The organism is Hanstruepera ponticola (genome assembly GCF_012931685.1).
Lineage (GTDB): Bacteria > Bacteroidota > Bacteroidia > Flavobacteriales > Flavobacteriaceae > Hanstruepera > Hanstruepera ponticola.
In genome coordinates, this window is the sequence record NZ_JABANC010000002.1 from 201,615 (window position 1) to 227,977 (window position 26,363).

Annotated in this window: 34 protein-coding genes; 16 read left to right on the forward strand and 18 right to left on the reverse strand. The window is 31.7% G+C overall.

The annotated features are described in order from the left end of the window. The first annotated feature begins 1 nt into the window (after nt 1). The 4 genes from HGK31_RS06725 to HGK31_RS06740 all read left to right on the forward strand — a co-directional run bounded on the left by HGK31_RS06725 (nt 2) and on the right by HGK31_RS06740 (nt 3,387). On the forward strand, nt 2-1,021 hold the full coding sequence (locus tag HGK31_RS06725) for an AAA family ATPase (RefSeq protein ID WP_191859066.1): 1,020 nt from the start codon (nt 2-4) through the stop codon (nt 1,019-1,021). 54 nt (nt 1,022-1,075) lie between these two features. Then, nucleotides 1,076-2,353, forward strand: coding sequence for a DUF58 domain-containing protein (locus tag HGK31_RS06730; protein ID WP_191859394.1), 1,278 nt, complete (start codon nt 1,076-1,078; stop codon nt 2,351-2,353). A gap of 119 nt (nt 2,354-2,472) precedes the next feature. Beyond that, nucleotides 2,473-2,892 carry a DUF2141 domain-containing protein gene (locus HGK31_RS06735; RefSeq protein ID WP_191859067.1) on the forward strand — a complete coding sequence of 140 codons (420 nt, stop codon included), beginning with the start codon at nt 2,473-2,475 and terminating at the stop codon, nt 2,890-2,892. Continuing rightward, nucleotides 2,893-3,387 (forward strand): RDD family protein, encoded by a 495-nt coding sequence (locus HGK31_RS06740; RefSeq protein ID WP_191859068.1) that lies wholly within the window; start codon nt 2,893-2,895, stop codon nt 3,385-3,387. 63 nt (nt 3,388-3,450) lie between these two features. On the opposite strand, the gene HGK31_RS06745 is transcribed toward HGK31_RS06740, so the two are convergent. Beyond that, the gene (locus HGK31_RS06745; protein WP_191859069.1) at nt 3,451-3,930 is read right to left on the reverse strand and encodes a Dps family protein; all 480 of its coding nucleotides are present in this window, start codon (nt 3,928-3,930) and stop codon (nt 3,451-3,453) included. 163 nt (nt 3,931-4,093) lie between these two features. Between HGK31_RS06745 and HGK31_RS06750 the strand changes: the two genes are divergently transcribed. After that, nucleotides 4,094-5,032 carry a hydrogen peroxide-inducible genes activator gene (locus HGK31_RS06750; protein ID WP_104734192.1) on the forward strand — a complete coding sequence of 313 codons (939 nt, stop codon included), beginning with the start codon at nt 4,094-4,096 and terminating at the stop codon, nt 5,030-5,032. 122 nt (nt 5,033-5,154) lie between these two features. Further along, entirely contained in the window at nt 5,155-5,757 is a 603-nt protein-coding gene (locus HGK31_RS06755) for an NHL repeat-containing protein (protein ID WP_191859070.1), read from the forward strand. 47 nt (nt 5,758-5,804) lie between these two features. On the opposite strand, the gene HGK31_RS06760 is transcribed toward HGK31_RS06755, so the two are convergent. From HGK31_RS06760 to HGK31_RS06770, 3 genes are all read right to left on the reverse strand, one after another. Continuing rightward, a complete protein-coding gene (locus HGK31_RS06760; protein ID WP_104734194.1) occupies nt 5,805-6,002 on the reverse strand; it encodes a hypothetical protein in 198 nt (65 codons plus the stop codon). Nucleotides 6,003-6,214: 212 nt separating this feature from the next. Next, nucleotides 6,215-7,015 carry a TIGR00266 family protein gene (locus HGK31_RS06765; protein ID WP_191859071.1) on the reverse strand — a complete coding sequence of 267 codons (801 nt, stop codon included), beginning with the start codon at nt 7,013-7,015 and terminating at the stop codon, nt 6,215-6,217. Between the two features lie 67 nt (nt 7,016-7,082). After that, entirely contained in the window at nt 7,083-7,538 is a 456-nt protein-coding gene (locus HGK31_RS06770; protein WP_191859072.1) for a DUF4442 domain-containing protein, read from the reverse strand. A gap of 144 nt (nt 7,539-7,682) precedes the next feature. On the opposite strand from HGK31_RS06770, the gene HGK31_RS06775 reads away from it, so the two are divergent. The 4 genes from HGK31_RS06775 (at nt 7,683) to HGK31_RS06790 (ending at nt 11,148) form a co-directional block, all read left to right on the forward strand. After that, nucleotides 7,683-8,129 (forward strand): DUF4870 domain-containing protein, encoded by a 447-nt coding sequence (locus HGK31_RS06775; RefSeq protein ID WP_104735764.1) that lies wholly within the window; start codon nt 7,683-7,685, stop codon nt 8,127-8,129. A 74-nt stretch (nt 8,130-8,203) separates the two neighbouring features. Continuing rightward, a complete protein-coding gene (locus HGK31_RS06780) occupies nt 8,204-8,545 on the forward strand; it encodes a PadR family transcriptional regulator (protein ID WP_104734198.1) in 342 nt (113 codons plus the stop codon). Further along, the gene (locus HGK31_RS06785; RefSeq protein WP_191859073.1) at nt 8,542-10,368 is read left to right on the forward strand and encodes a PspC domain-containing protein; all 1,827 of its coding nucleotides are present in this window, start codon (nt 8,542-8,544) and stop codon (nt 10,366-10,368) included. Before HGK31_RS06780 ends, HGK31_RS06785 begins: the two co-directional genes overlap by 4 nt. A gap of 51 nt (nt 10,369-10,419) precedes the next feature. Then, nucleotides 10,420-11,148, forward strand: coding sequence for a head GIN domain-containing protein (locus HGK31_RS06790; RefSeq protein ID WP_191859074.1), 729 nt, complete (start codon nt 10,420-10,422; stop codon nt 11,146-11,148). A 167-nt stretch (nt 11,149-11,315) separates the two neighbouring features. Here the strand turns inward: HGK31_RS06790 and HGK31_RS06795 are convergent, their stop codons facing one another. The 5 genes from HGK31_RS06795 to HGK31_RS06815 all read right to left on the reverse strand — a co-directional run bounded on the left by HGK31_RS06795 (nt 11,316) and on the right by HGK31_RS06815 (nt 15,711). Beyond that, on the reverse strand, nt 11,316-11,903 hold the full coding sequence (locus tag HGK31_RS06795) for a YceI family protein (RefSeq protein ID WP_191859075.1): 588 nt from the start codon (nt 11,901-11,903) through the stop codon (nt 11,316-11,318). Nucleotides 11,904-11,998: 95 nt separating this feature from the next. Next, nucleotides 11,999-13,294, reverse strand: coding sequence for a hypothetical protein (locus HGK31_RS06800; RefSeq protein WP_191859076.1), 1,296 nt, complete (start codon nt 13,292-13,294; stop codon nt 11,999-12,001). Nucleotides 13,295-13,324: 30 nt separating this feature from the next. Continuing rightward, a complete protein-coding gene (locus HGK31_RS06805; RefSeq protein WP_191859077.1) occupies nt 13,325-13,909 on the reverse strand; it encodes a YceI family protein in 585 nt (194 codons plus the stop codon). A gap of 146 nt (nt 13,910-14,055) precedes the next feature. Then, complete coding sequence (trxB, locus tag HGK31_RS06810) at nt 14,056-15,036, reverse strand: thioredoxin-disulfide reductase (protein ID WP_191859078.1); 981 nt, start codon at nt 15,034-15,036, stop codon at nt 14,056-14,058. A gap of 105 nt (nt 15,037-15,141) precedes the next feature. Beyond that, nucleotides 15,142-15,711, reverse strand: coding sequence for a hypothetical protein (locus tag HGK31_RS06815; protein WP_191859079.1), 570 nt, complete (start codon nt 15,709-15,711; stop codon nt 15,142-15,144). A gap of 83 nt (nt 15,712-15,794) precedes the next feature. Here HGK31_RS06815 and HGK31_RS06820 point away from each other — a divergent pair, with 83 nt between their 5' ends. Then, nucleotides 15,795-16,205, forward strand: a complete 411-nt coding sequence (locus tag HGK31_RS06820; protein ID WP_191859080.1) for an arsenate reductase family protein — start codon at nt 15,795-15,797, stop codon at nt 16,203-16,205. 2 nt (nt 16,206-16,207) lie between these two features. Here HGK31_RS06820 and HGK31_RS06825 read toward each other — a convergent pair whose 3' ends face one another. From HGK31_RS06825 to HGK31_RS06835, 3 genes are all read right to left on the reverse strand, one after another. After that, the gene (locus HGK31_RS06825) at nt 16,208-16,531 is read right to left on the reverse strand and encodes a hypothetical protein (protein ID WP_191859081.1); all 324 of its coding nucleotides are present in this window, start codon (nt 16,529-16,531) and stop codon (nt 16,208-16,210) included. A gap of 91 nt (nt 16,532-16,622) precedes the next feature. Next, on the reverse strand, nt 16,623-16,760 hold the full coding sequence (locus tag HGK31_RS06830; protein ID WP_162919909.1) for a hypothetical protein: 138 nt from the start codon (nt 16,758-16,760) through the stop codon (nt 16,623-16,625). 40 nt (nt 16,761-16,800) lie between these two features. After that, a complete protein-coding gene (locus tag HGK31_RS06835) occupies nt 16,801-16,959 on the reverse strand; it encodes a DUF1328 domain-containing protein (RefSeq protein WP_104734205.1) in 159 nt (52 codons plus the stop codon). Nucleotides 16,960-17,165: 206 nt separating this feature from the next. Between HGK31_RS06835 and HGK31_RS06840 the strand changes: the two genes are divergently transcribed. Beyond that, complete coding sequence (locus tag HGK31_RS06840; RefSeq protein ID WP_191859082.1) at nt 17,166-18,188, forward strand: helix-turn-helix domain-containing protein; 1,023 nt, start codon at nt 17,166-17,168, stop codon at nt 18,186-18,188. A 166-nt stretch (nt 18,189-18,354) separates the two neighbouring features. Then, the gene (locus HGK31_RS06845; RefSeq protein WP_191859083.1) at nt 18,355-19,389 is read left to right on the forward strand and encodes a helix-turn-helix domain-containing protein; all 1,035 of its coding nucleotides are present in this window, start codon (nt 18,355-18,357) and stop codon (nt 19,387-19,389) included. Here the strand turns inward: HGK31_RS06845 and HGK31_RS06850 are convergent. After that, nucleotides 19,386-20,078, reverse strand: a complete 693-nt coding sequence (locus tag HGK31_RS06850) for an SOS response-associated peptidase family protein (protein WP_191859084.1) — start codon at nt 20,076-20,078, stop codon at nt 19,386-19,388. The two genes, HGK31_RS06845 and HGK31_RS06850, sit on opposite strands and share 4 nt — an antisense overlap. Before the next feature lie 232 nt (nt 20,079-20,310). Between HGK31_RS06850 and HGK31_RS06855 the strand changes: the two genes are divergently transcribed. Next, on the forward strand, nt 20,311-21,333 hold the full coding sequence (locus HGK31_RS06855) for a helix-turn-helix domain-containing protein (protein ID WP_191859085.1): 1,023 nt from the start codon (nt 20,311-20,313) through the stop codon (nt 21,331-21,333). A 98-nt stretch (nt 21,334-21,431) separates the two neighbouring features. Here HGK31_RS06855 and HGK31_RS06860 read toward each other — a convergent pair whose 3' ends face one another. Together HGK31_RS06860 and HGK31_RS06865 are read right to left on the reverse strand one after the other, a co-directional pair. Beyond that, nucleotides 21,432-21,884: a ferritin-like domain-containing protein gene (locus HGK31_RS06860; protein ID WP_191859086.1), complete on the reverse strand. Its 453-nt coding sequence runs from the start codon at nt 21,882-21,884 to the stop codon at nt 21,432-21,434. Between the two features lie 246 nt (nt 21,885-22,130). After that, nucleotides 22,131-22,565: a hemerythrin domain-containing protein gene (locus HGK31_RS06865; protein WP_191859087.1), complete on the reverse strand. Its 435-nt coding sequence runs from the start codon at nt 22,563-22,565 to the stop codon at nt 22,131-22,133. Nucleotides 22,566-22,830: 265 nt separating this feature from the next. Here HGK31_RS06865 and HGK31_RS06870 point away from each other — a divergent pair, with 265 nt between their 5' ends. After that, nucleotides 22,831-23,856 carry an AraC family transcriptional regulator gene (locus HGK31_RS06870; RefSeq protein WP_191859088.1) on the forward strand — a complete coding sequence of 342 codons (1,026 nt, stop codon included), beginning with the start codon at nt 22,831-22,833 and terminating at the stop codon, nt 23,854-23,856. 2 nt (nt 23,857-23,858) lie between these two features. Here HGK31_RS06870 and HGK31_RS06875 read toward each other — a convergent pair whose 3' ends face one another. Genes HGK31_RS06875 through HGK31_RS06885 form a run of 3 tightly spaced genes read right to left on the reverse strand, consistent with a single transcriptional unit; the run spans nt 23,859 to nt 24,807 of the window. Continuing rightward, nucleotides 23,859-24,065 (reverse strand): hypothetical protein, encoded by a 207-nt coding sequence (locus HGK31_RS06875; RefSeq protein ID WP_191859089.1) that lies wholly within the window; start codon nt 24,063-24,065, stop codon nt 23,859-23,861. Between the two features lie 29 nt (nt 24,066-24,094). After that, nucleotides 24,095-24,451 (reverse strand): hypothetical protein, encoded by a 357-nt coding sequence (locus tag HGK31_RS06880; protein ID WP_104734214.1) that lies wholly within the window; start codon nt 24,449-24,451, stop codon nt 24,095-24,097. Between the two features lie 14 nt (nt 24,452-24,465). Then, nucleotides 24,466-24,807 carry a YtxH domain-containing protein gene (locus HGK31_RS06885; protein ID WP_191859090.1) on the reverse strand — a complete coding sequence of 114 codons (342 nt, stop codon included), beginning with the start codon at nt 24,805-24,807 and terminating at the stop codon, nt 24,466-24,468. A 183-nt stretch (nt 24,808-24,990) separates the two neighbouring features. Here HGK31_RS06885 and HGK31_RS06890 point away from each other — a divergent pair, with 183 nt between their 5' ends. Beyond that, the gene (locus HGK31_RS06890) at nt 24,991-26,352 is read left to right on the forward strand and encodes an NAD-dependent succinate-semialdehyde dehydrogenase (protein WP_317169721.1); all 1,362 of its coding nucleotides are present in this window, start codon (nt 24,991-24,993) and stop codon (nt 26,350-26,352) included. The last annotated feature ends 11 nt before the right edge of the window (nt 26,353-26,363 follow it).

The window sequence follows — 26,363 nt, forward strand, 5'->3', positions numbered from 1 at the left end:
AATGGAAGACAATCAATCCGAAACACGCGATAATCAAGCAACGCCAGAACATGTCAATTTTGAAAATAGAATTGATTTAAAACCATTGCAAGACCATGTTGAAAAAATAAAAACAGAAATTGGTAAAATAATCGTTGGCCAAAACGATATGATTGAATTGCTTATCATTTCAATCTTATCAAATGGACATACGTTAATAGAAGGTGTTCCTGGTGTTGCCAAAACCGTTACTGCCAAACTACTTGCCAAAACATTAAATGTTGATTTTAGTCGTATTCAATTTACACCTGATTTAATGCCGAGCGACATATTGGGAACATCCATTTTTAATGTAAAAACCAATGATTTTGAATATAAAAAAGGACCTATATTTTCTAATATAATCCTTATTGATGAAATAAATAGAGCACCAGCTAAAACCCAAGCTGCTCTTTTTGAAGTTATGGCTGAACGTCAAATAACTATTGATAACAATAAGTTTATAATGGAAGCTCCTTTTTTAGTGTTTGCTACCCAAAACCCAATTGAGCAAGAAGGTACTTATAGGTTACCTGAAGCTCAACTAGACCGTTTTTTATTCAAGATTGATGTGGATTACCCATCACTAGAAGATGAAGTTCAGATTCTGGTTGATAATCATAAACGTGAAGACAAGTTAGACTATAGTACTATAAATGCTGTACTTAACGCTGCCGATATCACAAAGTATCAAAGTTTGATTAAGCAAATTTTAGTTGAAGATCATTTACTACACTACATTGCATCTATAGTAAATAACACACGTGCTAATGCCAATTTGTATTTGGGAGCCTCACCTAGAGCTTCCATAGCTATTCTGAATGCAGCAAAAGCAAATGCTGCTATTAACGGAAGGGATTTCGTAACACCAGATGATATTAAACGTTGTACAAAAGCCGTTTTAAAACATAGATTGGTGTTAACACCTGAACGTGAAATGGAGGCTTTCACCGTTGAAAAAGTTATTGATCAAATCCTAGAAACTATTGAAATACCTAGATAATTGAAGCGTATTTTTAAAAATATTTATTTAGAGTTTCGCTTTTTTTTAAGCTTAATGGTCTTGATATTCCTGTATATTCTGTCTTATCAATTTCCAGGGTTATTGGTCATTACAAACATGTTATTCTATGTTTTTCTGGCTATCGTAATTATTGATAGCATTTTACTTTTTAAGCAAAAAGGAATAAAAGCTAGTCGAATTTTACCTGAAAAATTGAGCAATGGCGATGAGAATCCTATAGAAATCAAAATACATAATAATTATAATTTTACTGTTTCGCTCAATCTTATTGATGAGCTGCCTTTTCAATATCAAAAACGTGACTTTCAAATTCAAACCATAATTAAAAAAGGAGCTGATAAAAAAATCACTTATACATTAAGACCTTTAAAACGTGGCGAATACCAATTTGGTCATATGAACATTTACACTACTTCTCCTATAGGTATTATAACTAGGCGCTTTCAGTTTGGAAATGAATCTATGGTTCCTAATTATCCATCATTTTTACAGCTCAAAAAGTATATGCTCATCGCTTTTTCCAATAAGATTTTTGAGTTCGGATTGAAAAAAATCCGTCGTATTGGCCATACTATGGAATTTGAACAAATAAAAGATTATGTACCAGGTGACGACATACGTAATATCAATTGGAAAGCAACGGCTAAACGTAACCAGTTAATGGTCAATCAATATCAGGATGAACGCTCACAACCTATTTATTCTGTAATTGATAAAGGTCGTGCTATGAAAATGCCCTTTAACGGCTTAAGTCTATTGGATTATGCTATAAATGCCACGTTAGTCATTAGTAATGTCGCCTTAAAAAAACAGGATAAAGCAGGCATGTTTTCGTTTTCAAGAAAAGTGGAAAATAAGGTAGTTGCAGAACGAAGACCTTCGCAAATGAATCAAATACTGGAAACCCTATACAACCTAAACACTGATTTTTCAGAATCTGATTTTTCTAGGCTGTACATTGACATTAAACGTAGTCTTACCCAAAGAAGCCTCATATTACTTTATACAAATTTTGAAACTTTAGATGCACTGCACAGGCAACTACCGTATTTGCAAGCTATTGCTAAAAATCATGTCTTGGTGGTTATCTTTTTTGAAAATACCGAATTGGATAAACTTGTTCAAAAACCATCCTCTAGCACCTATGATATTTTTGAAAAGACCATTGCAGAAAAATTTGTTTATGAAAAAAAGCTGATTATCACAGAACTTCAAAAGCACGGTATTCAAAGTATTCTAACAGCTCCTGAAGACTTAACCATAAATACGATAAATAAATATCTAGAAATCAAAGCTAGAGGACTTATTTAGTGGATAGTGGATAGCATAATTACAGTTCATCATACAGATACTACAATTCGGTAAAACAGATTATATACTTCTTTAAAATAGTCTGACTTTTACATTGTAATTATAAAAAACCAATTAATATGAAAACGCTTGCACTATTTATTGCACTAACCTTAACGGCAATTTTTGGCTATTCACAAGACAAATCAGAAACACTTACAATAACAGTAAAGGTTGACAACCCTTTAAACGACAATGGTCATGTTCTCATTGGCTTGCACACTGTAGATACCTTTATGAAAGGACAAGGTGTTCAAAACGCAAAAGAAAAAGTTAAAGATGGACAGATAATTGTAACATTTGAAAATGTAACACCAGGTGATTACGCCATTATGGTATTGCATGATGAAAACGATAATCAACGTATGGATTTGGAAGTCAATGGTATGCCAAAAGAATCATATGGTATGTCTAATAACCCAATGCTATATGGACCTCCTACATTTACCGACGCCAAGTTTGAATTAACTGAAGACAAAGAAGTTGTAATTCGTTTCTAAATGACACTTTTACTAAAGCGCTTAATAGCAGGTTTCTTGGATTATGTAGTTATAGGAATTTATGCATTGGCACTTTATGTTGTTGTTACTTCTGTCGCTCCGCTTGAAGCACTACTTAAAACATCAAACCCAATTAATGGTCAATTAATTGGGTTTATAACTTTAACATTACCAGTATTTTTATATTTCTATTTTTCAGAAAAAGGCAGTCACAGGGCAACCATTGGAAAACGAATAACTAAAATTCAAGTTAGTTCCACAGGTTCAATACTTAAACGTAACTTGTTTAAATTCCTGCCATGGGAAATGGCCCATTTAGGTGTTCATTGGATATTCTATTACTCCAATAAGAATATTGAAACACCTTTTTGGGTATGGTTTTGCTTGATCACGCCACAAGCTACAGTATTCTTGTATTGCATAAGTATCATATGGTCAAACGGTAAGTCGAGTATCTATGATAAGTGGAGTCAAACTGACATTATTCAAAAATAAAAGTGGTTAGATTTGATACCTGTAAAACCTAACCACTTTAAACTATTAACCAATTAAAGAAACTTAAACGGTTTCTCCCAACCAAGCTTTCATCATCCAAACTGTTTTTTCCTGCTCTGTTATAAAATCACTCATCATAGAGTTAGTACCTTCATCATTAGCATCATCAGATTTGTCTAAAATGTGACGCTCTATTTTTAATAATTCGGTTAGAGACTCTACGATTAATTGAACAGCCTTTTCGTCTTGTGAAACATTTTGTCCCACAGGCACTTTAGCCGCTTTTGAATAATCTTCAAATGTATGTAAGGGCGTGACACCCAATGTTAAAATCCGCTCGGCTATTTCATCAACTTTTAAGTTGGCATCAGTATATAATTCTTCAAATTTCACATGTAAGTCAAAAAAACGTTTCCCTTTAATATTCCAATGAATACCTCTTAAATTTTGATAATATATCTGAAAGTTTGCTAATAATTGATTTAAATCATCAGCTATTTGTTTTGTTTTATTCTCGTCTAATCCTATACTATTTAATGTCATTTTTTTATATTTTTTATTATTACCACAAATTTAATTTATAATTAACAGCTATTTCCATAAATTTTATTGATAGTTTTTATATTTTTATAGCCTAAATTGATATACATGACAATCACACAATTATATTGATATACATGACAATCACACAATTATATTGATATACATGACAATCACACAATTATATTATGTTTTGGCAGTTGCCGAAAATCAAAACTTCACTAAAGCAGCTGAAAAATGCTTTGTAACGCAACCAACATTAAGCATGCAAATTCAAAAATTAGAAGACGAATTGGATGTGCAAATATTTGACAGAAGTAAAAAACCTATTGAATTGACTGATGTTGGTCGTAAAATAGTTAATCAAGCAAAAAACATTGTTAATGAGTCATATCGCATTCAAGATATTGTAGATCAGCAAAAAGGATTTATTGGTGGAGAATTTAAATTAGGAATCATTCCCACAGTAATGCCCACTTTATTACCTATGTTTTTAAAAACATTTATAAAAAAGCACCCAAAAATCAAATTAAAAATTGAGGAGCTCACAACCGAGGAGATAATTTCACGTATTAATGAAGGTCATTTGGATGCTGCCATTGCGTCAACACCACTGGAACATGAGAACATAAAGGAGCGTGTCTTGTATTTTGAGCCTTTTGTGGGCTACATTCCTAATCACCACAGACTCTATAATGCTGGGAAAATAGATGTTTCGGATTTAGAAATTGATGACATGCTCTTATTGGAAGATGGGCATTGTTTTAGAGATGGTGTCATTAACTTGTGTAAAGCATTTAAGGATCACAATGATGATCAGTTTCAATTGGAAAGCGGTAGTATTGAAACCTTAATAAAGCTTTCTGATGAGGGCTTGGGCATGACATTATTGCCTTATTTACACACGTTAGATTTAAGTGAAAAAGGCAAACAAAATTTACATTATTTTAATGAGCCAGCACCAGCTCGAGAGGTCAGTTTAATTTATCATAAGAGTGAATTAAAAATGCAGATTATTGAGGCTATGCAAACCGTTATTTCAGGTATTATACGTGGAGCCATTACATTTCAAAATGTGCAAATTATTAGCCCCATTTCAAAATAAAAGGAAATCGCATACCTTTTTTAAGTCATTTCACTCATTGAAGTGACCCGTTTACTCATTATCAATAGTGTTTTGGTACCATTTTGAATACCTTGATTGTACAATCACCAAAACAAATTGCTATGAAATATCTTTACTCATCTATCATTTTTGTTTTTTGTTTAATTGTTTATCTGCAAATTCAATATCCTCCTGTTCATGTAAACAAATCTTTGAAAGATCAAAACCTGAATTACAGTACCATGCTCTATAGCTCCTATTTCCTTGCAAATGTTCCTGTAATAAAAACTAAATCAACTGATGACTTATTTGGGGATTTAAAGAAAACCAATGGTTTAGCGTTTGATAGTAAAGGACATATTTATGTTGTAGAACATAGCAAATCACAAATCGTTAAGTATGATGAAGATGGCGTAGTTTTAAATACTTTTAAAGTCACAGATGGTTATCCTCTTCATATTATTAAATCATTTGATTCAGATGCTATGATTTTTACAAACGTTACGGACAACAGTATTAATAAACTTTCAGAGCATGGAAAAATCACCAAACTCTATAAAGGATACCCATTGGATGTTCCTGTAGGGCTCACTTATAATGCAAAAGGGCTTTTACACGTAAGCAATTATAAGGAGAAAAAAGTATTCTCATTTAAAGATTACAAGTTACAATATATTACTACCCTACCAGAAGCAGATACCATAGTGTGTAAGGCCAAAAAATAGCACGTTTAATTTATTAAAAAAGCGACCAATTGGTCGCTTTTTAATTTTTATGATTTTAAATAAATTAGACATTGATTTAATTCGGGGTTTTGCTGTACTAAAGATTGAATAAAAATCTTTAACTCTTCAATTTCATACGGTAATAATCGTTGAAGCGCTTTTTGTACTTCTTTGCAAAACAACGTAGCATCAAAACTTACTTTATTAAGTACCGTTTTGGTGTACTCAAACATTGCTCTTGCCATTAATCTTAAGGTTTTTTGGTTAAAAAAGTAGTTTTAGTTATAGGCGAACGGTTTTATTATTCCGATTAAATGTACAAAAAAATTACATTCAAAATTCACCATATAGAAAATTTTAACAGATGAAAACTGCATCTATCTAGAAATAATCAATTAAACTCAAGCATAAATAAGGATTTGATTCATTTAAATTTGTTAATAAGTTTGTTCAAACATTAAAACCTATTATCGCCATCCAATAAATCACCCAAGCCACCTAAAATACTGCCTTCGCCTTTGTCTTTTCCTCCTCCTCTAGGTGCAGATGCTAACACACGTCCTGCCAAACGACTAAATGGTAGTGATTGAATATAAACTATTCCTGGTCCTTGTAATTTTGCAAAGAATAGACCTTCACCTCCAAATATGGTATTTTTTATTCCGCCTACAAATTCAATATCGTAATCTACATCTTGTGTAAAGCCCACTATACAACCTGTATCTACACGCAAGGTTTCACCCGCTTGCAATTCGCGTCTTGCCAAGGTTCCTCCTGCATGTACAAAAGCCATACCATCGCCTTCCAGTTTCTGCATGATAAAACCTTCACCTCCAAATAGTCCACGACCCAAACGTTTACTGAATTCTATGCCTACACTCACGCCTTTTGCCGCACATAAAAAAGCATCTTTTTGACAAATAAATTTTCCTCTGTAATTGGTCAAGTCAATAGGAACAATCTTACCAGGATAAGGTGACGCAAAACTCACTTTCCGCTTACCTGATAAATCATTATAAAAAGCGGTCATAAACAAACTTTCACCTGTCAATATACGCTTTCCGGCTCCTAATATAGAACCTAAAAATCCTTTGTTCTTGGTAGAGCCATCACCAAAAATGGTTTCCATTTTGATACCATCAGCCATCATCATAAAACTTCCCGCTTCAGCTACTACGCCCTCCTGTGGATCTAGTTCTATTTCAACATATTGCATTTCCTCGCCGTAAATGATATAGTCTATTTCGTGTGCATTCATTGTAATTTATTTTAATTGATTGATACTACTATGTGTTGTTTAAAATATAAGTTTGTTACAAATCTTCTTATTTTTTCAGCTTTAAGGTCCATTCAAAATTAAATGTAGATACTTCAATTCCTTCGGAGTTTATACCTATGGACTGCATCCAAATGGTTTGCCCCTCACCTGTTTCAATAGTTTTATTGATAGCTTCGTCAATTTTATAACCATCCTTACAAATAAAATTAATTCGTCCTGTGGCCTTTTTAGTAAATGTGGCATTATTATTTAAAACCAACATGGATATATTTTTGCCGCTGGTTTTAATTTTTCCTAACACCAAAGCGCCAGTTGTTAACTCGGCAGCAATACCTTGAACAGCCCAAAACATAGAATTAAATGGGTTTTGATTTATCCAACGGTGTTTGACTGAAACAGTACAAGATACATCATCAATCTCTGTAACGCGTACGCCTGTAAAGTAAGCAGCAGGTAATTTAAATAGGTTGAATAGGTTTATTTTTCTAGGTGTTAGCTTCATTTTGTGATATTTTATTTTCTAAAATTATTGAAAATAATCGACAACTCAATTTGTTAATTTTTTGTTAAATTTTAGTACTTTGTATTGCATAATACCTTCTTTTAGATATATATTTGCATAAGAAACTATTATATGATTTTAAAAATGATCGATAATCACCAAAAAAACATAGCCACTTTTATTCATCTATCTAGCTTTTCAAGGTTTATAATACCCTTTGGAAATTTTCTTGGACCAATCATATTATGGATAGCCAATAAGGATAAATCTGAATTTATAGATGCACATGGAAAGCAAATAATCAATTTCCAAATTAGTATTTTGCTTTATGCGCTAGTAATTGGTATGATAACCGTTCCTTTTTTTCTATTTAACATCTTTAATGGATTAGATTTTATTGACATTCACGCTTTTGATAGTATCCACATAAATATTGACCAGCCTTCTCCTCTATTATACATTGGAGGTGGATTAGGATTTCTGGCAGTCATTGCTTTTTTATTAGAAATGGTATTCATTGTTAGAGCTGGTTTAGCAGCTAAAGAAGGTGAGTTATTTAATTACCCTTTAACCATCAACTTTTTAAAATAAACGCTGAATAATTTTCAGCTTCATCAAATCAATCAAAAAATGAACAGTTTAAAAAATTTAAAACGCTTTAGAATATGAAGATAGAAAACACAAAAGCACAGATGCGTAAAGGTGTTCTGGAGTATTGCATTCTTTCAGTCTTGAAGGATGAAGATGCTTATGTAGCAGAAATACTAGACACCTTAAAAGACGCCAAGTTGCTTGTAGTTGAGGGCACCATATACCCATTGCTTACTAGGCTTAAAAACGCTGGACTACTCAACTATCGTTGGGAAGAATCCACATCTGGACCGCCAAGAAAATACTATGGTCTTACCGAAACAGGCAAGTTGTTTTTAAAGGAGTTGAATACAACTTGGAGTGAATTACAAAATGCAGTTAATATAGTAACCAGTCAAAAACAAAAATCAAAATGAATAAAACAGTCAACATAAATTTAGCAGGTATATTCTTTCATATAGATGAAGATGCATACGCCAAACTACAACGCTATCTTGAGGCTATAAGACGTTCATTTACAGACTCTCAAGGTCGTTCAGAAATTATTTCAGACATTGAAGCTAGAATCGCCGAATTATTTAGCGAACGTATTAAACACGATAAACAAGTCATAGGTAACAAAGAGGTAGATGAAGTTATTACCATTATGGGACAACCCGAAGACTACATTGTTGATGATGAAATCTTTGAAGACGAACCAAAACGATCATATCAAAGACCATCAGGGCCTTCCAAAAAATTATTCAGAGATACTGAAAACTCTTATATTGGTGGTGTATCAGCTGGATTGGGTCATTACTTTGGTATTGATGCCCTTTGGATTCGATTGGCTTGGATATTATTGATTTTTGGAGCAGGAACCGGTGTCCTACTGTACATACTGTTATGGATTTTATTACCTGAAGCAGTTACCACAGCAGACAAATTAATGATGCGTGGTGAGCCAGTGAATATTTCAAACATTGAAAAAAAAATCAAGGACGGATTTGATAGCGTATCGGATGTCGCAAAAAATGTTACTGATTCTGTAACTGGAGCAGCAAAAAATGTTTCAGAATCAGTCTCTGATGCTGCTAAAAACGTCGATTTAAAGAGACAAGGTAATAAGATAAAGTCAGGGTCTCAATCCTTTTTTGATGCCATTGGAGACATCTTTATGTTCTTCTTTAAAGTACTAGCCAAGTTTATTGGAGTTATTCTAATTATTACAGGTGCTTCGGCCTTAATTGGTTTAATAATTGGGTTGTTTACTTTTGGTGCATCTGACTTCATTAACGTTCCAGGTTTTGATTTTGTTGATGCAGCAAATGCAGCCAATACACCAGTTTGGTTGGTGTCTATGCTAACATTATTTGCTGTAGGCATTCCATTCTTCTTTGTGTTTTATTTAGGTTTAAAAATCCTGATAAACAACCTTAAATCCATTGGAAACATAGCTAAATTCGTATTGCTTGGTGTTTGGTTAGTATCAATAATTAGTTTAACTGTTATTGGACTTAGACAAGCAAGTGAACATGCCTTTGATGCTAGTGTTACTAAAAAAGAGGTTTTAAACATTAGTGCCAACGACACCTTAAAGGTTAGAATGGTTGGAAATGATGAATATAGAAAAGGTGTTTACAGACATGGAAGTTCCTACAGACTATTACGCGATGAAAATGATGAAAAAATTATTTACTCTTCAGATGTTCGTTTGATAGTACGTTCAACTAAAGATTCTTTAGCATCAATTAGTATTGAAAAAAATGCTGAAGGTAGCGACTATCAAATAGCAAAAAAGCGCGCCAACAACATAAACTATAATTACGAATTAAAAGGAAATGAATTATTGCTTGATGGTTATTTAACTACTAAAATAGAAAATAAGTTTAGTGATCAAGAAGTTGAAATTATTTTGTACTTACCAGAAGGCTCCACACTTTATGCTGATGATAACACATATAGTTTCCATAGAAATTCAAGCTATTATAATGATATTCTAGATAACGGTATGGAAGAACACTATCTTAAAGTTATTGATGATGATGTTATCTGTTCAGATTGTCCAGATGAAAATTTTCAATTAAAGGTAGATGTTGATAATGATGGCGCTAGCGTTAAAATTAATGATAAAGGAATAGAAATTAAAACTACCGATTCAAGTCTTGAAATCAATGACGATGGCTTTAAAGCAAATGGTGAGGAAGTAAAAGTAAATATTGACGAAAACGGTATTGAAATAACATCGGAAGACAATTAAAAAAATATATCAATCAATCAATCAATCAATCAATCAAAAAATCAACTAATCATGACAACTTTAACTAAATTAATTGTTTCTACAATCTTGGCCTTACTCTTATTTTCCTGTGAGTTCAGTACCAACTGGAATTCAGGAATAAAAGGAGATGGTAATGTGATAACCAAAGAACGACCCGTTGAAGGTAGTTTTAATGAAATTCATGTTAGCCGTGGACTAGATGTTTATCTGACTCCTGCTGATACTGATAAGATAATTATAGAAGCCGATGGGAATCTGCATGACATTATCACAACGCATATTGATAATAATGTTCTTAAAATTACCACAGAAGAGAATATTGGAACTGCAAGTTCCAAAAAAGTATTAGTAAGTTTTAAAAATGCTCATAAAATTGTGGCAACAAGTGGCAGTGATGTTTATTCTACCAAAACCATAACCACTGAAAATTTAAAATTAGAAACAAATAGTGGTAGTGATATGAATTTAGACCTTAACGTGAACTCATTGGTTTGTTTAGCTACAAGTGGTAGCGATTTGGAGCTAACTGGAAAGGTTACTAATTTTGATGCTGAAGCCAATAGCGGAAGCGACATAGATGCAGCCGATTTACAAGCTCATACATCCAATGTTAAAGCAACAAGTGGTGCCAGCGTTAGTGTTAACACTTCTAAAGAACTTATAGCGAGTGCCAATAGTGGTGGCGATGTTATATACTTTGGGAATCCTGAAAAATTAGAAAAAACTGAAGGTGTTTCTGGAGAAATTCGGAAAAAATAATCACACTTATTTAAAACCAACCAAAAGAAGAAACCATTTTAATCTTTACATTTTAGATTGAAATGGTTTTTAAATTATTATAACTATCAAGTAAAGTTATAATTTGAGAATTAAAGAATATATTTAGATACTTTTAAAATATTGCAAACTTAAAGAGACAGAGCCTTCTAAAGTTGATTTAAATAAAGATTAAAATTCACCTCAATATCATGGTTAACAACGATTAAGCCCATCATTTTTTTTGGTGGCTCTAAATCAAAATCTCGTAAGTCTAAAAAGAGACTTCCTTTAATTTGAATATCGTTATCTTTAGTCACATGAACAGGAAAAGTATAAGTACTGGCACAATTAGCTATGTGAATTTTTACTCGTGCATCATAAGTGTTACTTAATTTTGAGGCTTTTTCAATTGCAATTAGTTTTAGTCTTATTTTAGGATACAACTCTGTTTTCAAAAGCTTTTTAAAGTCCTTATTTATAGCCTTATGACCACAATCAAAACAGTCACTCTCTAGTTCAAGAACAGTAGATTGAAAAAACATTTTTTTGTCTCTAGATTCAAAGCTAACAGAAATAGGGTCTTCTAAATTGGCAACATTATAAAAACAATTAAAAGAGTTTATGTTACTAGTGCCAGAAATAGAAACTTCACTTTCACTTTTGACCTTTATTTCTAAAGATTCCTTTTCAGATAAATATGACGTACTAAAAGCTGTGATTATTAAAAACGCTACTAAAAGGTATATCCTTTTCATAGAATTAAATTTAAAAAAACATGTCTTATGCTACAAATTTCAAATTGTAAATCTGTGAACATAAGACATGAAAATTAAAAATTACCATTAGTTATTTAGAAGCTAATTATTGCTTCAACCATTAAACCATTGAATTTACCGTCATACAAAATATTATCTACAGGATACCCATCATACGTTTGAGAAACATACTCTAGTTTAGTTAATATATTCTTCGTTAAGAAATATCCAGCAGAAAATTGGAATCTATTGATATCTACATCACCGAATGATTGTTCAGAACTTACCGTATTATAACGACCACCTAGGAAGAAGTTTTCAGTTTGTCCAAAACGGTAGATTACTTCACCTGCTAATTGTGTAGTACTACGATTATCTGTTTCAGCAGATGCTCTACCTTTTGCAAGTTCAACTGTTCCAAAGAATTCCAAACCATTATATTTTACAAAAGGATTGAACATTACCGCTGTGATTCTATTTCTGAATCCAGGATCAAAACGTCCAGATCTGAATGGAGATTTTGCAGTAGCATCAACATCTTCCATAACAAAGTAATATCTAGAACCTGCTCTATCAGCTGTATAAAGATAGTTGTTAGGAACATAACCTGTTGTGTATATTGATCCTGTTAATCTCACTCTTAAATCCTCTGTTAACTGATTGTCGTACCCTAATTTAGCTATGAATGAAGCACCTCCAGTTTTCTCATTTGAACCTTCTGCTACTGATTGATTCAACTTACCGTTAGTAAACCCTACCATACCTAAAAAACCATTGCGTTGATAGTACAACTCGGCACCAACCTCTGTAGTAAAAGAATCCATAATTAAGTTTCCTACAAATGGGTTGTAGATAGCTTGCGCATTATCTGTTCTTCTAAAGTGTGCATCACCATAGTTATTTTCCATGTGACCAACTTTTACCGTTGTATATTTCATAACATTAGTTAATAGTCCTTCTGAAATGAAGTCCAAATTATCAATTTGAAAATACCCACCTTTCACATATGGTTCTGGATGGTGACGTGATGATAAATACGTTCTTAAGTGCATTCTAACACCTTTGGCTAAAGCCACATCTAAATCTAAATTTGCAGTAGCCAAGTTAAAGTTGTAACCTATTTCTTTCAATGGCATGACTGTACCATCATCTATTAAGTCTTGAGACACACCGTTCTCATGATCTAATGCTTGAAATTGAAGCGTAGAAGATCCACCTATTCTTACTCTTACATTTTCAAAAGTAAATACGGTATCCTTTGGTGCTTCAAACACATTGATTCCTCTTTTATCTGGAGCTCTGTAGTTATCCAGATCTCTTTTTTGGGCGTATAAACTTATACCCATTAACATTAACGAAAAAATTAGCGTCCTTTTAATTGTAGTTCTCATGTTATTAATAGTTTAAAGATTGATTTTTAATTAGTTAAAAACTGAATTGAATTTAATTATTACTTCATCACCTGTAGTTATGGTTCCAAATAAAGCTTTAGGCGGTTCAATACCGTAATCTGTCATATTAAATGTTTTCTCACCTTCCAAGGTTACTACACCTGAAGCTACTTTCATTTTAAAAGATAGATCAATCGTTTTTGCGACACCTGCGATACTTAATTTACCCGAAACTGTTACCTGATAAACAGAATTCCCCAAAGCAGTGACCTTTTTAGAATCTATCATTTTAAAAGTTATGGTCTTGTGGTTTTTTGTATCCAAAGCTTTGTAAGTATTTTTATCCATTGCAGATTTTCCACTTTTAATACTTTCAGCAACAATACTAACATTGAGATTACTGATATCTGTTTCCTCTTCTGCAATCAATTCTATACTACCAGAATGTTCTTCAACTACCTCCTCCCAATCATGCAAACTGGAGGTTCCCAGAATAGACATGTCAGATTTTGAATTATTAAGATTGAATTGTTGAGCTAAAATATTTTGACTTGTGAAGATTACTGTTAATATGGCGAATAACCACATCATTCCGTTTTGTTTAATTGTTCTCATACCTCTATAAATTAATTTTGCATTACAAATTTCGGGGTTATGAGTAATCTAAAACATGATTTATATCATGAAGAGTCAATTAGCTATAAAAACAAAAAAATCCGGGATAACCCGGATTTTAAAATAAAGTTAATTTCTTTAACTATTTAATTATAAGTAGATGTACTTACTTCAAAAGTTGAATCTTTAGCAGCTAACCATCTTTCAGCATCTAAAGCAGCCATACATCCTGTTCCTGCTGCAGTTACAGCTTGTCTATACACATGGTCCGCAGCATCACCAGAAACAAAAACACCTTCAACGTTGGTTTTGGATGTTCCTGGTTTGTTAATAATGTAACCTGTTTCGTCTAGTTCCAGATAATCCTTAAAAATATCCGTGTTCGGTTTATGTCCAATGGCTACAAAAAATCCTGTTGCTGGAATTTCAAACTTTTCATTAGTCTGATTATTAAATACACGCACACCTGTTACGACTTGACCGTCACCTAAAACCTCATCGGTTTCAGTATTGTATAGTATTTCAATGTTTTCAGTATTTTTTACACGCGCTGCCATAATTTTAGAAGCTCTAAACTCATCACGACGCACTAACATAGTTACTTTCTTACAAAGTTTTGATAAATAATGTGCTTCTTCACACGCAGAATCTCCTGCTCCAACAATCACAACTTCCTGATTTCTATAAAAGAATCCATCACATACAGCACAAGCTGATACGCCACCTCCTAATTTTAGATATTTCTGTTCAGAATCTAGACCTAAATATTTTGCAGAAGCTCCAGTTGAAATAATAACGGTATCACAATGTATTTCTTTGGTATCATTAACCCAAACCTTGTGAACATCTCCTGAAAAGTCCACTTTGGTAATCCAACCATCACGAACATCTGTTTCAAACCTTTCGGCTTGTTTTTGCAGTTCAATCATCATTTCTGGTCCTGTAATTCCATCTGGATAACCCGGAAAATTTTCTACTTCATTAGTGGTTGTTAACTGACCTCCAGGTTGCGAACCTTGATATAAAACTGGTTTCATATTGGCTCTTGCAGCATATATTGCCGCAGTATATCCTGCAGGTCCTGAACCTATGATAAGACATTTTACTTTTTCGATTGTATCTGACATAATTTGATTATAATTTATAAGACAAAAGTAGAATTTTTGTCAAAAACCTTACTTATAAGTTATCAACAGTTATTATAAAGCCATAAGAAAAACGTATTTATCGACCTAACTAGCATTCTCGTCCTCTAAATCCTCGTGGTTTTCTTTTACTTTTTCTTGTTCCTCACTCAACAAAGAATGATCTTTTTTAAGCCCAACTATAAGGATAATATTTTTAACAGTATTATATAGCATTAAAATTACTACCACCATAACACCACTCAACAGGGATGACAAAAATAATGTTGCCCAATAAATAGCAGTAAACCATACCGTTGGCACATTATCAGATTCTGTAATGGGTATGTTAAATAATTGAAACAAAATGAGCGTAACAATAAAGAGTGAAGTATCAATTTTCGCAATATTCAATACCTCGAGATAATGACCATCTTTTAATTTTGATTTGGTACTTGTGCTTATTGCTAACAGGGTAAGTAACAATGCCAAAATGGTAGCCGAAGCCAATACAATAGTATTACAAAGCATATTTATACCTGGTAGTGACGCACTTAACAGCTGTTTTGCCTCATAACCTGATATATTTCCTAATAGAAATACGCTTAAGGCAACAAAAATAAAAGTGATTAGTCCGCCATATATAGCTCTCTTATTTTGTTTTAAAAATTCCTTCATTTAATTGCAATTGGGTTAATTTTAAAAGTATTAAGGTTACAGTGATTTGATTTTTAGAAATAATTTTATCTAAAATTAAACTCATGGGAAGCATAACAACTCATAATAGACAAAATACGCTATTTTTTCATTCAGAATCTTCGTTAGGGAAACAATCATTAGCATATTTGAAATCATCAGATTTTGATATTCGGATTATAGATATTTCCGAGACCAAAGTCACTGGTACACAGTGGGCGGAAATTGCTAAAAAACTAAACATGAATTTATCAGATTTAGTTGCAAAAGATCATCCTGATTTTAAATCAAATTATGATATCTCTACCAAATTATCAAGTGATGATTGGATAAAAGTACTTCAAAAGCATCCTAAAGTTCTTTGTTGTCCTGTTTTAATAAATGGTGAAAATTATCATCTCATTCAAACGCCTTCAAAAATCGCTAAAATTCTGGAAGGTGAAGAGTATTCTCAAGATGCACGATCTTCAGACTGAATTTAAATGTCTTCATTTGACTGATCATTTTCTTTGGGAATATTCTTAAAAAACTCATCGAGTTCCGTATCACTATTTGAACCATAATTAGCTGTGACCAAACCTTTCATACCATCTTCTGTTTCAATCACATAAAGTATAGACATATCTGATGGATTACTTAAGCCCTCAAATCTATGCTCTCGTTTTATAATGACTTGCTCTGGCTTATAAGCTTTTTTTGTTTTCAGTTCAATTAAACTGTTGTTTTCACATCTGAAATTACTGGTGTAACCCCTAGCCTGATATTTTTCTATATAATCTAATTCATTTCTTTCTTGTTCCATAATATTCAATTTAAAAAAAGGTAGAGGCATGTTTCAGTAACATACCGTCTACCAACTAACTAATTAACTAACTACTAGTTTCTTTATGTTATCAATCCACTGCATCTTCAACATCATCCGCAACTTCTTCTACAGCTTCTTCGGCTTCACTTTCTTTAGTATCTCTACAGCTATTTAAAGTAATAGAAAATGTAAATAGCAATAAAAATAGATATGCTAGTTTCTTCATAATAAGTGTTTGTTTTAAGTGATTTGTTAATTAATAAAATCTAGACTTTTTTACCTCTGATAAGCGAAATGATAAAAAGAACTAAAAAGATAAAGAAGAGCACTTTGGCTATTCCAGCAGCTCCAGCGGCAATACCACCAAAACCTAAAATACCTGCAATAATTGCAAGAACTATAAAAATTATTGTCCAACGTAACATAGTGTTTGTGTTTTAAGTTAAAAAAGAAACTTGACTTTCAAATTTCTATAGTATAAATATCTTACTATTCACATAGGTTTATTTGCTCTTTAGAATTATTCATTAACTCAAATGAAAGACAAAATTTCTTTAATTTTTAAATTATGGATTGAGTCAATACGTTAAAAATAATTATAGTATTTTTAATTCCTTAAACAAATTCTATTTTGGAAATTCACTGCGAGGCAAAAAATGCACACGATATAATTCAAATTGTTGCAGATAAACTGAATACAACTATTAATGAAGACGGAAATGAATTATGTTTTAATCTTCCTGAAGAAGTAGGATCTGGTCATATTAAATCGGTATTATTTGATTTTGGATTTAGTGTTTTTGAAATCGATGTGCTACTAAAAAAGAAGTTGGTAATCAATTTTGAAAAAGATTCCATAAATGCTTTATACGTTCTATTCAATTTAGATTCATCAGTAAGTCATAAATTCAGCGCGAGCGGCAAAGCCAATTCAATAAAACAATTGGAATGCTTGATGAGTAGTGCCGGAAATAATGAATCACATTCACTAATACTAAAAAAAGGCAATCCAATAAATGTATTTACGCTAATAATTAATCGTAAATTATTTGAATCTAAAGTAGAAGCGTTTGTTAAAGACATGGACGATAATATTGAAATGTTATTTAGAGACGTTAACGGAATTAATCAGTTTGATTATAAAAACTTTTTTACACTAGAAATCTCTAAATTAATTGAAGAGTTTAAAAATTGTGACTTAACAGATTTCATGAAAGCAACCTTTTTAGAAGGTAAAGCTTATGAAATTCTCACAAGACAATTAGAAAATTATTTAAGCAATAAGAACGGACCAGATGGACGCACGTTATTGCGCAATGCAACCATTAATAAAGTTAAAAATGCAGTTGATATTATTGAAAGTCAACTCGAAACCAGAATAAGTGTTAATTCCCTGGCAAAAAAAGTTGGACTTAACCAAAATACGCTTCAAAACGGATTTAAAACGTTATTTAGGAAATCGGTCAATGAATATATACAACATCAAAGATTAGAACAGGCTAAAGATTTAATTGAAAACTCTGCTTTAAATATAACTGAAATCACCTACAAAATAGGTATTAATTCTCGTAGCTACTTTTCTAAAGTATTTAAAGAAAAATTTGGTGTAACTCCAAACCAATATTTATCGCAAGTTCGCAACAAAGCCTCATAGCGAAACATTTACATATATTTCTTCACGTATCATTATACTCTAAAAGCACCCAATAGTGTTAAACTTCGTGCGTATAATGTTAAACAAAATCTGTTGATTATTCGTGCTTTGCATCACTAACAACCAGAATTGAAATTATTCTAAAAATTTAATTTTTATTTTTAAAATGATAACAATATTTGTTAAGTCTGTTGGAATAAAGCAGATTATTGATGAGATCAACAAAGGCCTAAAAGGCACAATAAAAAATGAGTTTGGTGAGCAAACTTTGCATTTTGACAATAAAATAGGTAAGGGTAGTATAAGAATTATTGGTTTTGATTGGGGAATCTCACTTTTAGATTACAATGTCCTATTTTATGAAGACGTAAAAATGGTTTTTGAAATATCAGGAAATAGTCCTATTGAGTTTCTATTTATATCTGAAGGTAATTTAAAATATAGTCCGAATGGAAAATTTGTAGATCTTGAGCGTTTTCAAAACGTTATATTATCGAATAAGACAAATGCAGAAAACTCTTTCTTATTTCCTGCTAATGAATTAATTAAAGTTAATTTTATTCAAATAATAAAGCAAGAGTATCGTAAAAAAGCGAATAATAATATTAATTCGTTACAAGACTCTATACTATCCATATTTAGAATGGATAATCCGGATGTTGCTTTCCAACATTTAGGTAATTACAACATTAGAATTGCTGATTACATTAAAGATTTGAATGCATGCTCGGAGACAGGAATGATAAAGTCCTTGACTATAGAAGGTCAATTGAATCTTATTTTAGCCATGCAACTTTTAGAGCATCGTAATTACGAAAATAGGACCGTATTACCAGATTCACTTTCAAAGAGCGATTTAAAACAAATTCATAAGTTGGCAGATTACATTATTGACAATATTTCAAGTCCCTTGTCCATTGAGGTATTATCTCGAGAATCTGGATTAAGCCCGAAACGGTTGCAATTAGGTTTTCAATTACTATATAACAAATCTGTTAATGAATATGTGCGCAAATTAAAACTTGAACTAGCTAGAGACTTATTAAAGGATTTTGATATGAATATATCTGAAATTGTTTACGCTATAGGTTATAAAAGCAGGAGTTACTTTTCAAAGCGGTTTTTTGAATACTATGGTATTTTACCAACCGAATACCGATCTCAATTGAAAAATAAATTTAAAGCAAATATTATTGATTAAGGTAAATCTTTATATCTAACCGGATCCAACATAGATTCAAATACAATGTCGTTTTTAAAAAACTCTTTTGCAATTGGGTGAGCATGTAAATCAATTTCGTTCGAAGCTTTTGCAAAACTCTCTATATCCATATTAGATTCATTTTTTAACCAGTTTTCCCTGGCTTCTTTTGGTATAATTAAGGGCATTTTTACATTAATATTGTGAATATTCCTTATAAAATTATTCGCTTCAGAAACTAGTATAGTACAAGTTTTAAAACCATCATTTAGTTTATTATACAATCCTGCCACGCTAATTGGATTATTTAGTTTAGTATAAACATAATATGGATATATTGTTCCATTCTTTATATAGGAGGTGAAAAAACCTGTTATAATAATGAGGCATCTTTTACTACAGAATTGATTATTCAATGTATCGTCGTTCTGTAACATGTCTTCGTCAAAATTCAAGGTGTTATTAACATTTTGAAAAATAATCCAATCATCTTCAAAATCTTTCGGAAGTAAACCCCAAATTCCAGGAACAATTTGATGGGGCATTTCATCTGTTATGATATAAATGCTCTCTTCCTTGAATCCGTTAATCAATGGGTTTGATTCGTACAGATTTGGATATTTAAACTTCGCATTGAACTCTTTTTCAATGCGCTCTTTTGAAGCCGTATTTGATAATTTGTAAAACATATTTTATAGACGCAAGTACGTGAAAATCAATAATTGGAATTATTCGAATAAAATTATTTTTTGACACATATGAATTTAAAATGTTAAAAAAAAGTGTTAGAAATTACTTTATCTCTTAACTGCCTTAATAACGACACACATAAACCCAATAGTGTTAACCAAGCTCAATTAGTTGCAATAAATTTACAGTAATATGTTTTTTAACATTCAAGACCTTATTAACTCAATTAGAATGGAAAATCAATTAATTACAATGAGCTGCAACACTCAAGCAAGTTATCTAGCTGATTTTATTGCAGAAATCCCTGTATTAAGTCATGGTATTCATCAATATAATTTGAGTACAAATGAGGGTTCAGGTTATGTTAGGTTTATAGATTTCGGACGAGGTTTTACTTCCATAGACTTAAATTTCAGACTTAAAGATCATCTTACTTTGGAGTTGGGAAATGATATGAAGGACATTCTATATTTTATGTATGTTACTCAAGGTATCTGTTTCTATGAATTTAAAAATCATCATAAATCTAAACGTATTGAAGAATATAAATCGAGCTCAACGCGATGTGAAGTAGGAAACGAAGGTGAAATATCTATTAGTAAGGATATGCACTTTATCATGAATATAATTAGCTTGGACAAAGAATTATATTTTAAGCGTTTCATTGCCAGAAATAATGAAAGCACTAATAAATATGATAAACTGTTTGACTCTTTTAAATTGTTAAAAAATCATATACATGTATCGTCATATAGTCTGAAAATCGCTGAACAACTACGCGTGATTCATAATAAAACTGAAACTTTTGAAATTGTAGACTCTATACGCTTAGAAAGTCGCTATTATTTCATTGTCGCTCTCCATTTAGATCAGCTATTTGGTGAAATCTATGGCTCCAAACAAGACAACAAACTTAATAAGACACAGTTAAATAAAATCTGCAAGGTTACCGAATTTATCGTTGACAATCCTGATCATGACCACTCAATTAAAAAATTATGTGATCATACTGGACTCTCTCCAGCAAAACTGCAAGAAGGATTTAAATGTATGCATGCTACAACAGTAGCAGATTTTGTGCGAAATGCAAGAATTGAAAAGGCCGAAATTTTGTTGGCAAACACGGATTTAAACATTTCTGAAGTTGTTTACTCTATAGGTTTTACCAGCAGAAGTTATTTCTGTAAAATTTTCAGACAGAAATATGGCTGCAGTCCAAGAGAATACAAAAAGCGCCCTAGCTTATTACAATAAGCTACTCAAAATATTGAAAATAGAACCTCTACTTATGAAAAAAGGATGTAACTCACTATGAGTTCATCCTTTTTTACTAACCAACCAACTAACTATTATTAATCATTTAGATCTTCTAAACGCTTAATATTATTAAGATCATTATAAATTGTATTTTTTTGATTTAACAACACGTTTTTTGTGGAATCAGGCAAAGACATTTCATTTAATACATCTTCGTATTCTTCAACAGATGCTTTTTCTCCTCGAATGGCTTCTTCGAGCATAGCCTCTTCATTATCAGAAGAAAATATTGCTTTAACATCCATCCATGTTCTGTGCATGCTACCTGTGAAGCTTCCTCCTTTATCAGGTTCTTCTCCAAAAGTTTGTAATTCACTTTTTATTTCATGACCAAAATTGTATCGTTCTTGGGCTTTTCTTTGAAAGAAATTCTTTAAACTTAAATTCTCTGTATTTTCCGCAGCTTTCTTATATCCTTTTTCTGCATCATAATTCTTTTCTAATAACTCATTGAGTTTACTGCCAATTTTTTCTGTGTAAGTTTCCATTCTATTAATTTTAAAATTACAGACGATTAACCTATTCGATGCTCGTCATATCGCACCTTTTTTTTGCTTTCACAGTAAAATTAACACTTCATTATTTGAGTAATTAATTCAATAGATTTTTAAATTAACTCGATAAGATAAAATTGAATTATACCACAATTTTTGGTGTATAATTTTAGAAATAGCTCACATATTATTAAGACTGCTGGCAAAATTATCACGTACATTCGTATGTGTATACATATGTTATAAATTTTCAGACATATAAGATTTATACGGCTTGACTAAATTCATCTTTTGAGATTCATTAAATACCTTTCCTGCCAACTGAAAAAATGTGTGTTCCTCATCTTCTAAATGATGTTCAACTTTATCCTTTAAATCCTTTGCTGTCTTAAGCCAAGCTGATGAATCGTATTCTGTTTTTTCAAGCTTTTCTATTAATTCATCAATTTCGTGATGTTCAGCAATACCATGTCTTGCGTGTTCTTGCATCATGTCATTACTAATTAATGGTTTATAAAAATGGCGTTCTTCAGCTTCAGCATGTATTTGCAGTTGCTGTTTTAGTTCTTTAAATATAGAATCTCGATTTTTTGTGTCTCCGCTGGTATTTATTAATTTATCTAATAAATCTCGTTGAATGTCATGGTCATGTCTAATAGCTTCAAAAATGGTCATTGAAAATTGGTTTTAATGTTAATATAGTTACGAAATTAATACCTATCATCGTAAACTTTGGATACAATCCGTGTATTTAATGACTTATATGATTATGCGTTATAACATTATTAGTGCGTCGCGATGAAGTCTAAAAGCATGTGTTTGTTGTAAAAAGACCATAACGCATGGTCTCATTTGAGTAAATAAATTAACTCAATAAAGTAAAAAGTTAAATTATTTTGAAAAAAAAGTCGAAATTGCAATCACTTATTATTTAATCATCATGAACAATTTACATATACTTCCAAGAAACAATACTGATTTACTATCAAAACTGCAAACAAAGTTAGGAGGCAACATAACAGAGACATTCGGAAAAATTAAGCTTACTGTTAATAATAGTAATGGTTTTGGGACTATAAAATATCTCCAATTAGATTGGGGTGTTGAGCTTATTCAATTAGATATTAGATTTTCAGAATATTATAACTTAACACTTGATGCTAGTGAGTTTAATCCCATTCAATTTATTTATTCGTCAAATGGGCGTTTAGGGCATTATTATGAAGATCCTAAAGATCTACAATATGTTGAAGAATTTCACACCTTAATTCTTACCAGTAAAGATGGTAGTAAAAATAATTTTGTTTTTCCTAAAGATCAAAATCTGCAAATAACTATAATACAAATCGTACGACAAGAGTTTTTAAAGAAAAAGCATTCAAACGTATCCCAACTAAACAAACAGCTATACGAGGTGTTTATGGACACCGATCATGAAAATAAATTTCGCTTTTTCGGAAGTTTTAATTTAAAAATCGCTGATAAAATTAATGAGCTTCAGAATCTTAAGTCTAAAGGTATGATAAGGATTTTAAAGATAGAGGCTATTGTCTATGAAATATTATCACTTCACATTCAAACGCACAAAAACACTTTAGACGATATTAAAATCCCAGATTCGCTTTTAAAAAGTGAGTTGCGTATCATACGGAAACTATCAAAAAAGATTGTTGATAATCCTTCAAAAAATTATGACCTAAAATCCATGTCCATGGAATCTGGTTTATCACAGTTAAAATTACAGGATGGCTTTAAACACCTTTATAACCGAACGGTTACAGATTATATAAGACATATAAGGTTGCAAACAGCAAGAGATTTAATTCGTAATTCTGAATTAAACATTTCACAAGTAGTATATACAATTGGTTTTACGAGTAGAAGTTATTTTTCAAAAATATTTAAAGAAAAGTATGGCATTACGCCCCATGAGTTTAAAAAACAAGCTTTATCGGTGAGTGTTTAAATCTATCTTTTAAACAATTTTTTGAGCAAAATAAAAGCGCCATATTTACCTGCAATTCTTATCATACTTTGTATCCAGTTATAAGGTTGAAGATCTTCCTTGAAATCATTTTTAACAAGTTTGAGTTCTTCCCATGCAATTTTTCGTTCTAGATTTAGACGTTTTAAATCGGCTTCAACCTCTTGAAAATTTCTATATGTTGGTTTCATAATGTGCAATTCTTATTTAAAAAATATCATTAATTGTCTTCAGAGAAAAACTTTGATCCCAATTTCTCCAAAACTATTTTATTGATAAACGAACGATTAACATAAATAATAACGCCTATCAAGATAAATATTAGCCCAACTAACAAATAGCCCAGCGACATACTCTCTAAAGCATTTCCCAAAGCTATTGCACCAGCCACAGCTCCAAAAATAAAGCCAATAAATACAAAGGAACCAATAGCTATAAGTTTAGTAATCAAGCTAATAGAGAATGTGATTTGCTGAAAGACTTTCAGTTTAAAATACTGGTGAGAAGTTTTTAAAAACTTCTCACCAGTATCTGTTGCTTTATCAGCAGTTTCTCCTAATGAATCAAATACGCTCATAAATTGAATTATTATTATACATTAACAGAATTCTTCTGAAACTTTTTGTTTTTTTCTTTGAGGTCTTTTAGCTTAGCCTCTAATGTTGTTATCACATCTTCTGCCTTGTAACTAGCGTTAGAAACAATAGATTCTACTTGTTCGTCTAATGTTTGCTTTTGAGCTCCAACACTATTAACTACGCGATCTTTTAAATCTACTGCAGATGATGCTAATCTTTCTTTTTGAGCTTCAGCTTCGTCTGCTATTCGCTGTCTTGTCACGCTTCCTTTATCAGGAGCAAACAAAATGCCTAAAATAGCACCTACTGCTGTTCCTGCTAAAATTCCTAAAACTGTATTTCCGTTATTACTCATGTCTATTTTTTGTTTTTAATTAAACTAAATTTCTTATCAGCAATATCAAGATAAATGTTGAATTATGTTATCGTTATAAATTTAAATCTTAACGTAAACAAAATTACGTAAAAGAGTTAACTATTTCACGTTTAAAGATAAGCAGAAAAGCTCTTTGTAAATAATTTTGAAAAGAAAAGATAAATGATGACTATACAAACCTTAAACCCTTACTCGGGTAATCAGATAAAAACTTATGAATTATTTTCTGACAACAAGATTGATGCTTGTTTAAAAATGTCAGAAGAAGCATTTAGTCATTGGAAAGACCAAGATCTTGCCATAAGAACAGATTTTCTTGAAAGACTTTCAAAAACACTATTGCAAAATATTGACAGCTATAGTACGTTGATGACTGAAGAAATGGGAAAACCCATCACTCAAAGTCGGGCAGAAATTGAAAAATGTGTGTTTTTATGTGATTTTTATGCTAAAAATGCAGCCCTTTTTCTGTCTGATGAAATAATAGAAACTGATGCCAAAGAAAGTTTTGTAAGTTATGACCCTATGGGAATAATTTTAGGTATCATGCCATGGAATTATCCATTTTGGCAAGTATTAAGATTTGCCATTCCAACACTGACTTCTGGTAACACCGTTCTATTAAAACATGCATCCAATGTAACGGGTTGCGCTCTTGCTATACAAGAATTATTTGAAAATAGCGGTTTCCCAAAAGGATGTTTCCAGACTCTAATCGCAGAGCATGACCAAATTGAAAAGCTCATATCAGATTCAAGAATTAAAGCAGTATCATTGACAGGTAGCGAAAAAGCAGGTAAACACATCGCAGAAGTAGCAGGTAAAAATCTGAAGAAAACTGTTTTGGAATTAGGAGGTAACAATGCCTGTATAATTTTAAAAGATGCCAATTTGAATAAGTACATGGACACCATTGTGAATGCACGTATGCAAAATACAGGTCAAAGTTGTATTGCTGCAAAACGATTTATAGTAATGGCATCTGTTTATGACGAATTTATAGAACGGTTTACAGAAAAGATAAAAGACCTTAAATATGGTAATCCCAAGGACAAATCAACAACCATAAGCACATTGGCTAGAGTTGATTTGGCTGAAACCTTAAAAGAGCAAATTGATGAATCGGTAAAAAAAGGAGGCAAAATCCTAATTGGAAATAATCAAGATAAGGCCTTTTTTGAGCCAACAATTATTACCAATGTCGAACCTGGCATGCCTGTTTTTGATGATGAAACCTTTGGGCCCATTGTCGCCATAACAAAAGTTAATACAGAAAAAGAAGCCTACAAGCTTGCTAGTAAAACCAAGTATGGTTTAGGTACAATGGTTTTTACCGAAAACACAGAAAAAGCCTTAAAGCAATCATCAAAAATAAGTGATGGTGCCTTTTTTATTAACGAATTGGTAAAATCTGACCCTAGACTACCCTTTGGAGGCACCAAAGCATCAGGATACGGCAGAGAGCTTTCCAGAGAGGGAATTCATGAGTTTGTGAACAGAAAAACAATTTATATTAACAAATAAAAACAATTATA

Bases quoted from the DNA above. Each gene is read 5' to 3' on its own strand.
- HGK31_RS06725 (WP_191859066.1), top strand. From the start codon at position 2: ATGGAAGACAATCAATCCGAAACACGCGATAATCAAGCAACGCCAGAA.
- HGK31_RS06730 (WP_191859394.1), top strand. From the start codon at position 1,076: ATGGTCTTGATATTCCTGTATATTCTGTCTTATCAATTTCCAGGGTTA.
- HGK31_RS06735 (WP_191859067.1), top strand. From the start codon at position 2,473: ATGAAAACGCTTGCACTATTTATTGCACTAACCTTAACGGCAATTTTT.
- HGK31_RS06740 (WP_191859068.1), top strand. From the start codon at position 2,893: ATGACACTTTTACTAAAGCGCTTAATAGCAGGTTTCTTGGATTATGTA.
- HGK31_RS06745 (WP_191859069.1), bottom strand. From the start codon at position 3,930: ATGACATTAAATAGTATAGGATTAGACGAGAATAAAACAAAACAAATA.
- HGK31_RS06750 (WP_104734192.1), top strand. From the start codon at position 4,094: ATGACAATCACACAATTATATTATGTTTTGGCAGTTGCCGAAAATCAA.
- HGK31_RS06755 (WP_191859070.1), top strand. From the start codon at position 5,155: ATGAAATATCTTTACTCATCTATCATTTTTGTTTTTTGTTTAATTGTT.
- HGK31_RS06760 (WP_104734194.1), bottom strand. From the start codon at position 6,002: ATGGCAAGAGCAATGTTTGAGTACACCAAAACGGTACTTAATAAAGTA.
- HGK31_RS06765 (WP_191859071.1), bottom strand. From the start codon at position 7,015: ATGAATGCACACGAAATAGACTATATCATTTACGGCGAGGAAATGCAA.
- HGK31_RS06770 (WP_191859072.1), bottom strand. From the start codon at position 7,538: ATGAAGCTAACACCTAGAAAAATAAACCTATTCAACCTATTTAAATTA.
- HGK31_RS06775 (WP_104735764.1), top strand. From the start codon at position 7,683: ATGATCGATAATCACCAAAAAAACATAGCCACTTTTATTCATCTATCT.
- HGK31_RS06780 (WP_104734198.1), top strand. From the start codon at position 8,204: ATGAAGATAGAAAACACAAAAGCACAGATGCGTAAAGGTGTTCTGGAG.
- HGK31_RS06785 (WP_191859073.1), top strand. From the start codon at position 8,542: ATGAATAAAACAGTCAACATAAATTTAGCAGGTATATTCTTTCATATA.
- HGK31_RS06790 (WP_191859074.1), top strand. From the start codon at position 10,420: ATGACAACTTTAACTAAATTAATTGTTTCTACAATCTTGGCCTTACTC.
- HGK31_RS06795 (WP_191859075.1), bottom strand. From the start codon at position 11,903: ATGAAAAGGATATACCTTTTAGTAGCGTTTTTAATAATCACAGCTTTT.
- HGK31_RS06800 (WP_191859076.1), bottom strand. From the start codon at position 13,294: ATGAGAACTACAATTAAAAGGACGCTAATTTTTTCGTTAATGTTAATG.
- HGK31_RS06805 (WP_191859077.1), bottom strand. From the start codon at position 13,909: ATGAGAACAATTAAACAAAACGGAATGATGTGGTTATTCGCCATATTA.
- trxB (WP_191859078.1), bottom strand. From the start codon at position 15,036: ATGTCAGATACAATCGAAAAAGTAAAATGTCTTATCATAGGTTCAGGA.
- HGK31_RS06815 (WP_191859079.1), bottom strand. From the start codon at position 15,711: ATGAAGGAATTTTTAAAACAAAATAAGAGAGCTATATATGGCGGACTA.
- HGK31_RS06820 (WP_191859080.1), top strand. From the start codon at position 15,795: ATGGGAAGCATAACAACTCATAATAGACAAAATACGCTATTTTTTCAT.
- HGK31_RS06825 (WP_191859081.1), bottom strand. From the start codon at position 16,531: ATGGAACAAGAAAGAAATGAATTAGATTATATAGAAAAATATCAGGCT.
- HGK31_RS06830 (WP_162919909.1), bottom strand. From the start codon at position 16,760: ATGAAGAAACTAGCATATCTATTTTTATTGCTATTTACATTTTCTATT.
- HGK31_RS06835 (WP_104734205.1), bottom strand. From the start codon at position 16,959: ATGTTACGTTGGACAATAATTTTTATAGTTCTTGCAATTATTGCAGGT.
- HGK31_RS06845 (WP_191859083.1), top strand. From the start codon at position 18,355: ATGATAACAATATTTGTTAAGTCTGTTGGAATAAAGCAGATTATTGAT.
- HGK31_RS06850 (WP_191859084.1), bottom strand. From the start codon at position 20,078: ATGTTTTACAAATTATCAAATACGGCTTCAAAAGAGCGCATTGAAAAA.
- HGK31_RS06855 (WP_191859085.1), top strand. From the start codon at position 20,311: ATGGAAAATCAATTAATTACAATGAGCTGCAACACTCAAGCAAGTTAT.
- HGK31_RS06860 (WP_191859086.1), bottom strand. From the start codon at position 21,884: ATGGAAACTTACACAGAAAAAATTGGCAGTAAACTCAATGAGTTATTA.
- HGK31_RS06865 (WP_191859087.1), bottom strand. From the start codon at position 22,565: ATGACCATTTTTGAAGCTATTAGACATGACCATGACATTCAACGAGAT.
- HGK31_RS06870 (WP_191859088.1), top strand. From the start codon at position 22,831: ATGAACAATTTACATATACTTCCAAGAAACAATACTGATTTACTATCA.
- HGK31_RS06875 (WP_191859089.1), bottom strand. From the start codon at position 24,065: ATGAAACCAACATATAGAAATTTTCAAGAGGTTGAAGCCGATTTAAAA.
- HGK31_RS06880 (WP_104734214.1), bottom strand. From the start codon at position 24,451: ATGAGCGTATTTGATTCATTAGGAGAAACTGCTGATAAAGCAACAGAT.
- HGK31_RS06885 (WP_191859090.1), bottom strand. From the start codon at position 24,807: ATGAGTAATAACGGAAATACAGTTTTAGGAATTTTAGCAGGAACAGCA.
- HGK31_RS06890 (WP_317169721.1), top strand. From the start codon at position 24,991: ATGATGACTATACAAACCTTAAACCCTTACTCGGGTAATCAGATAAAA.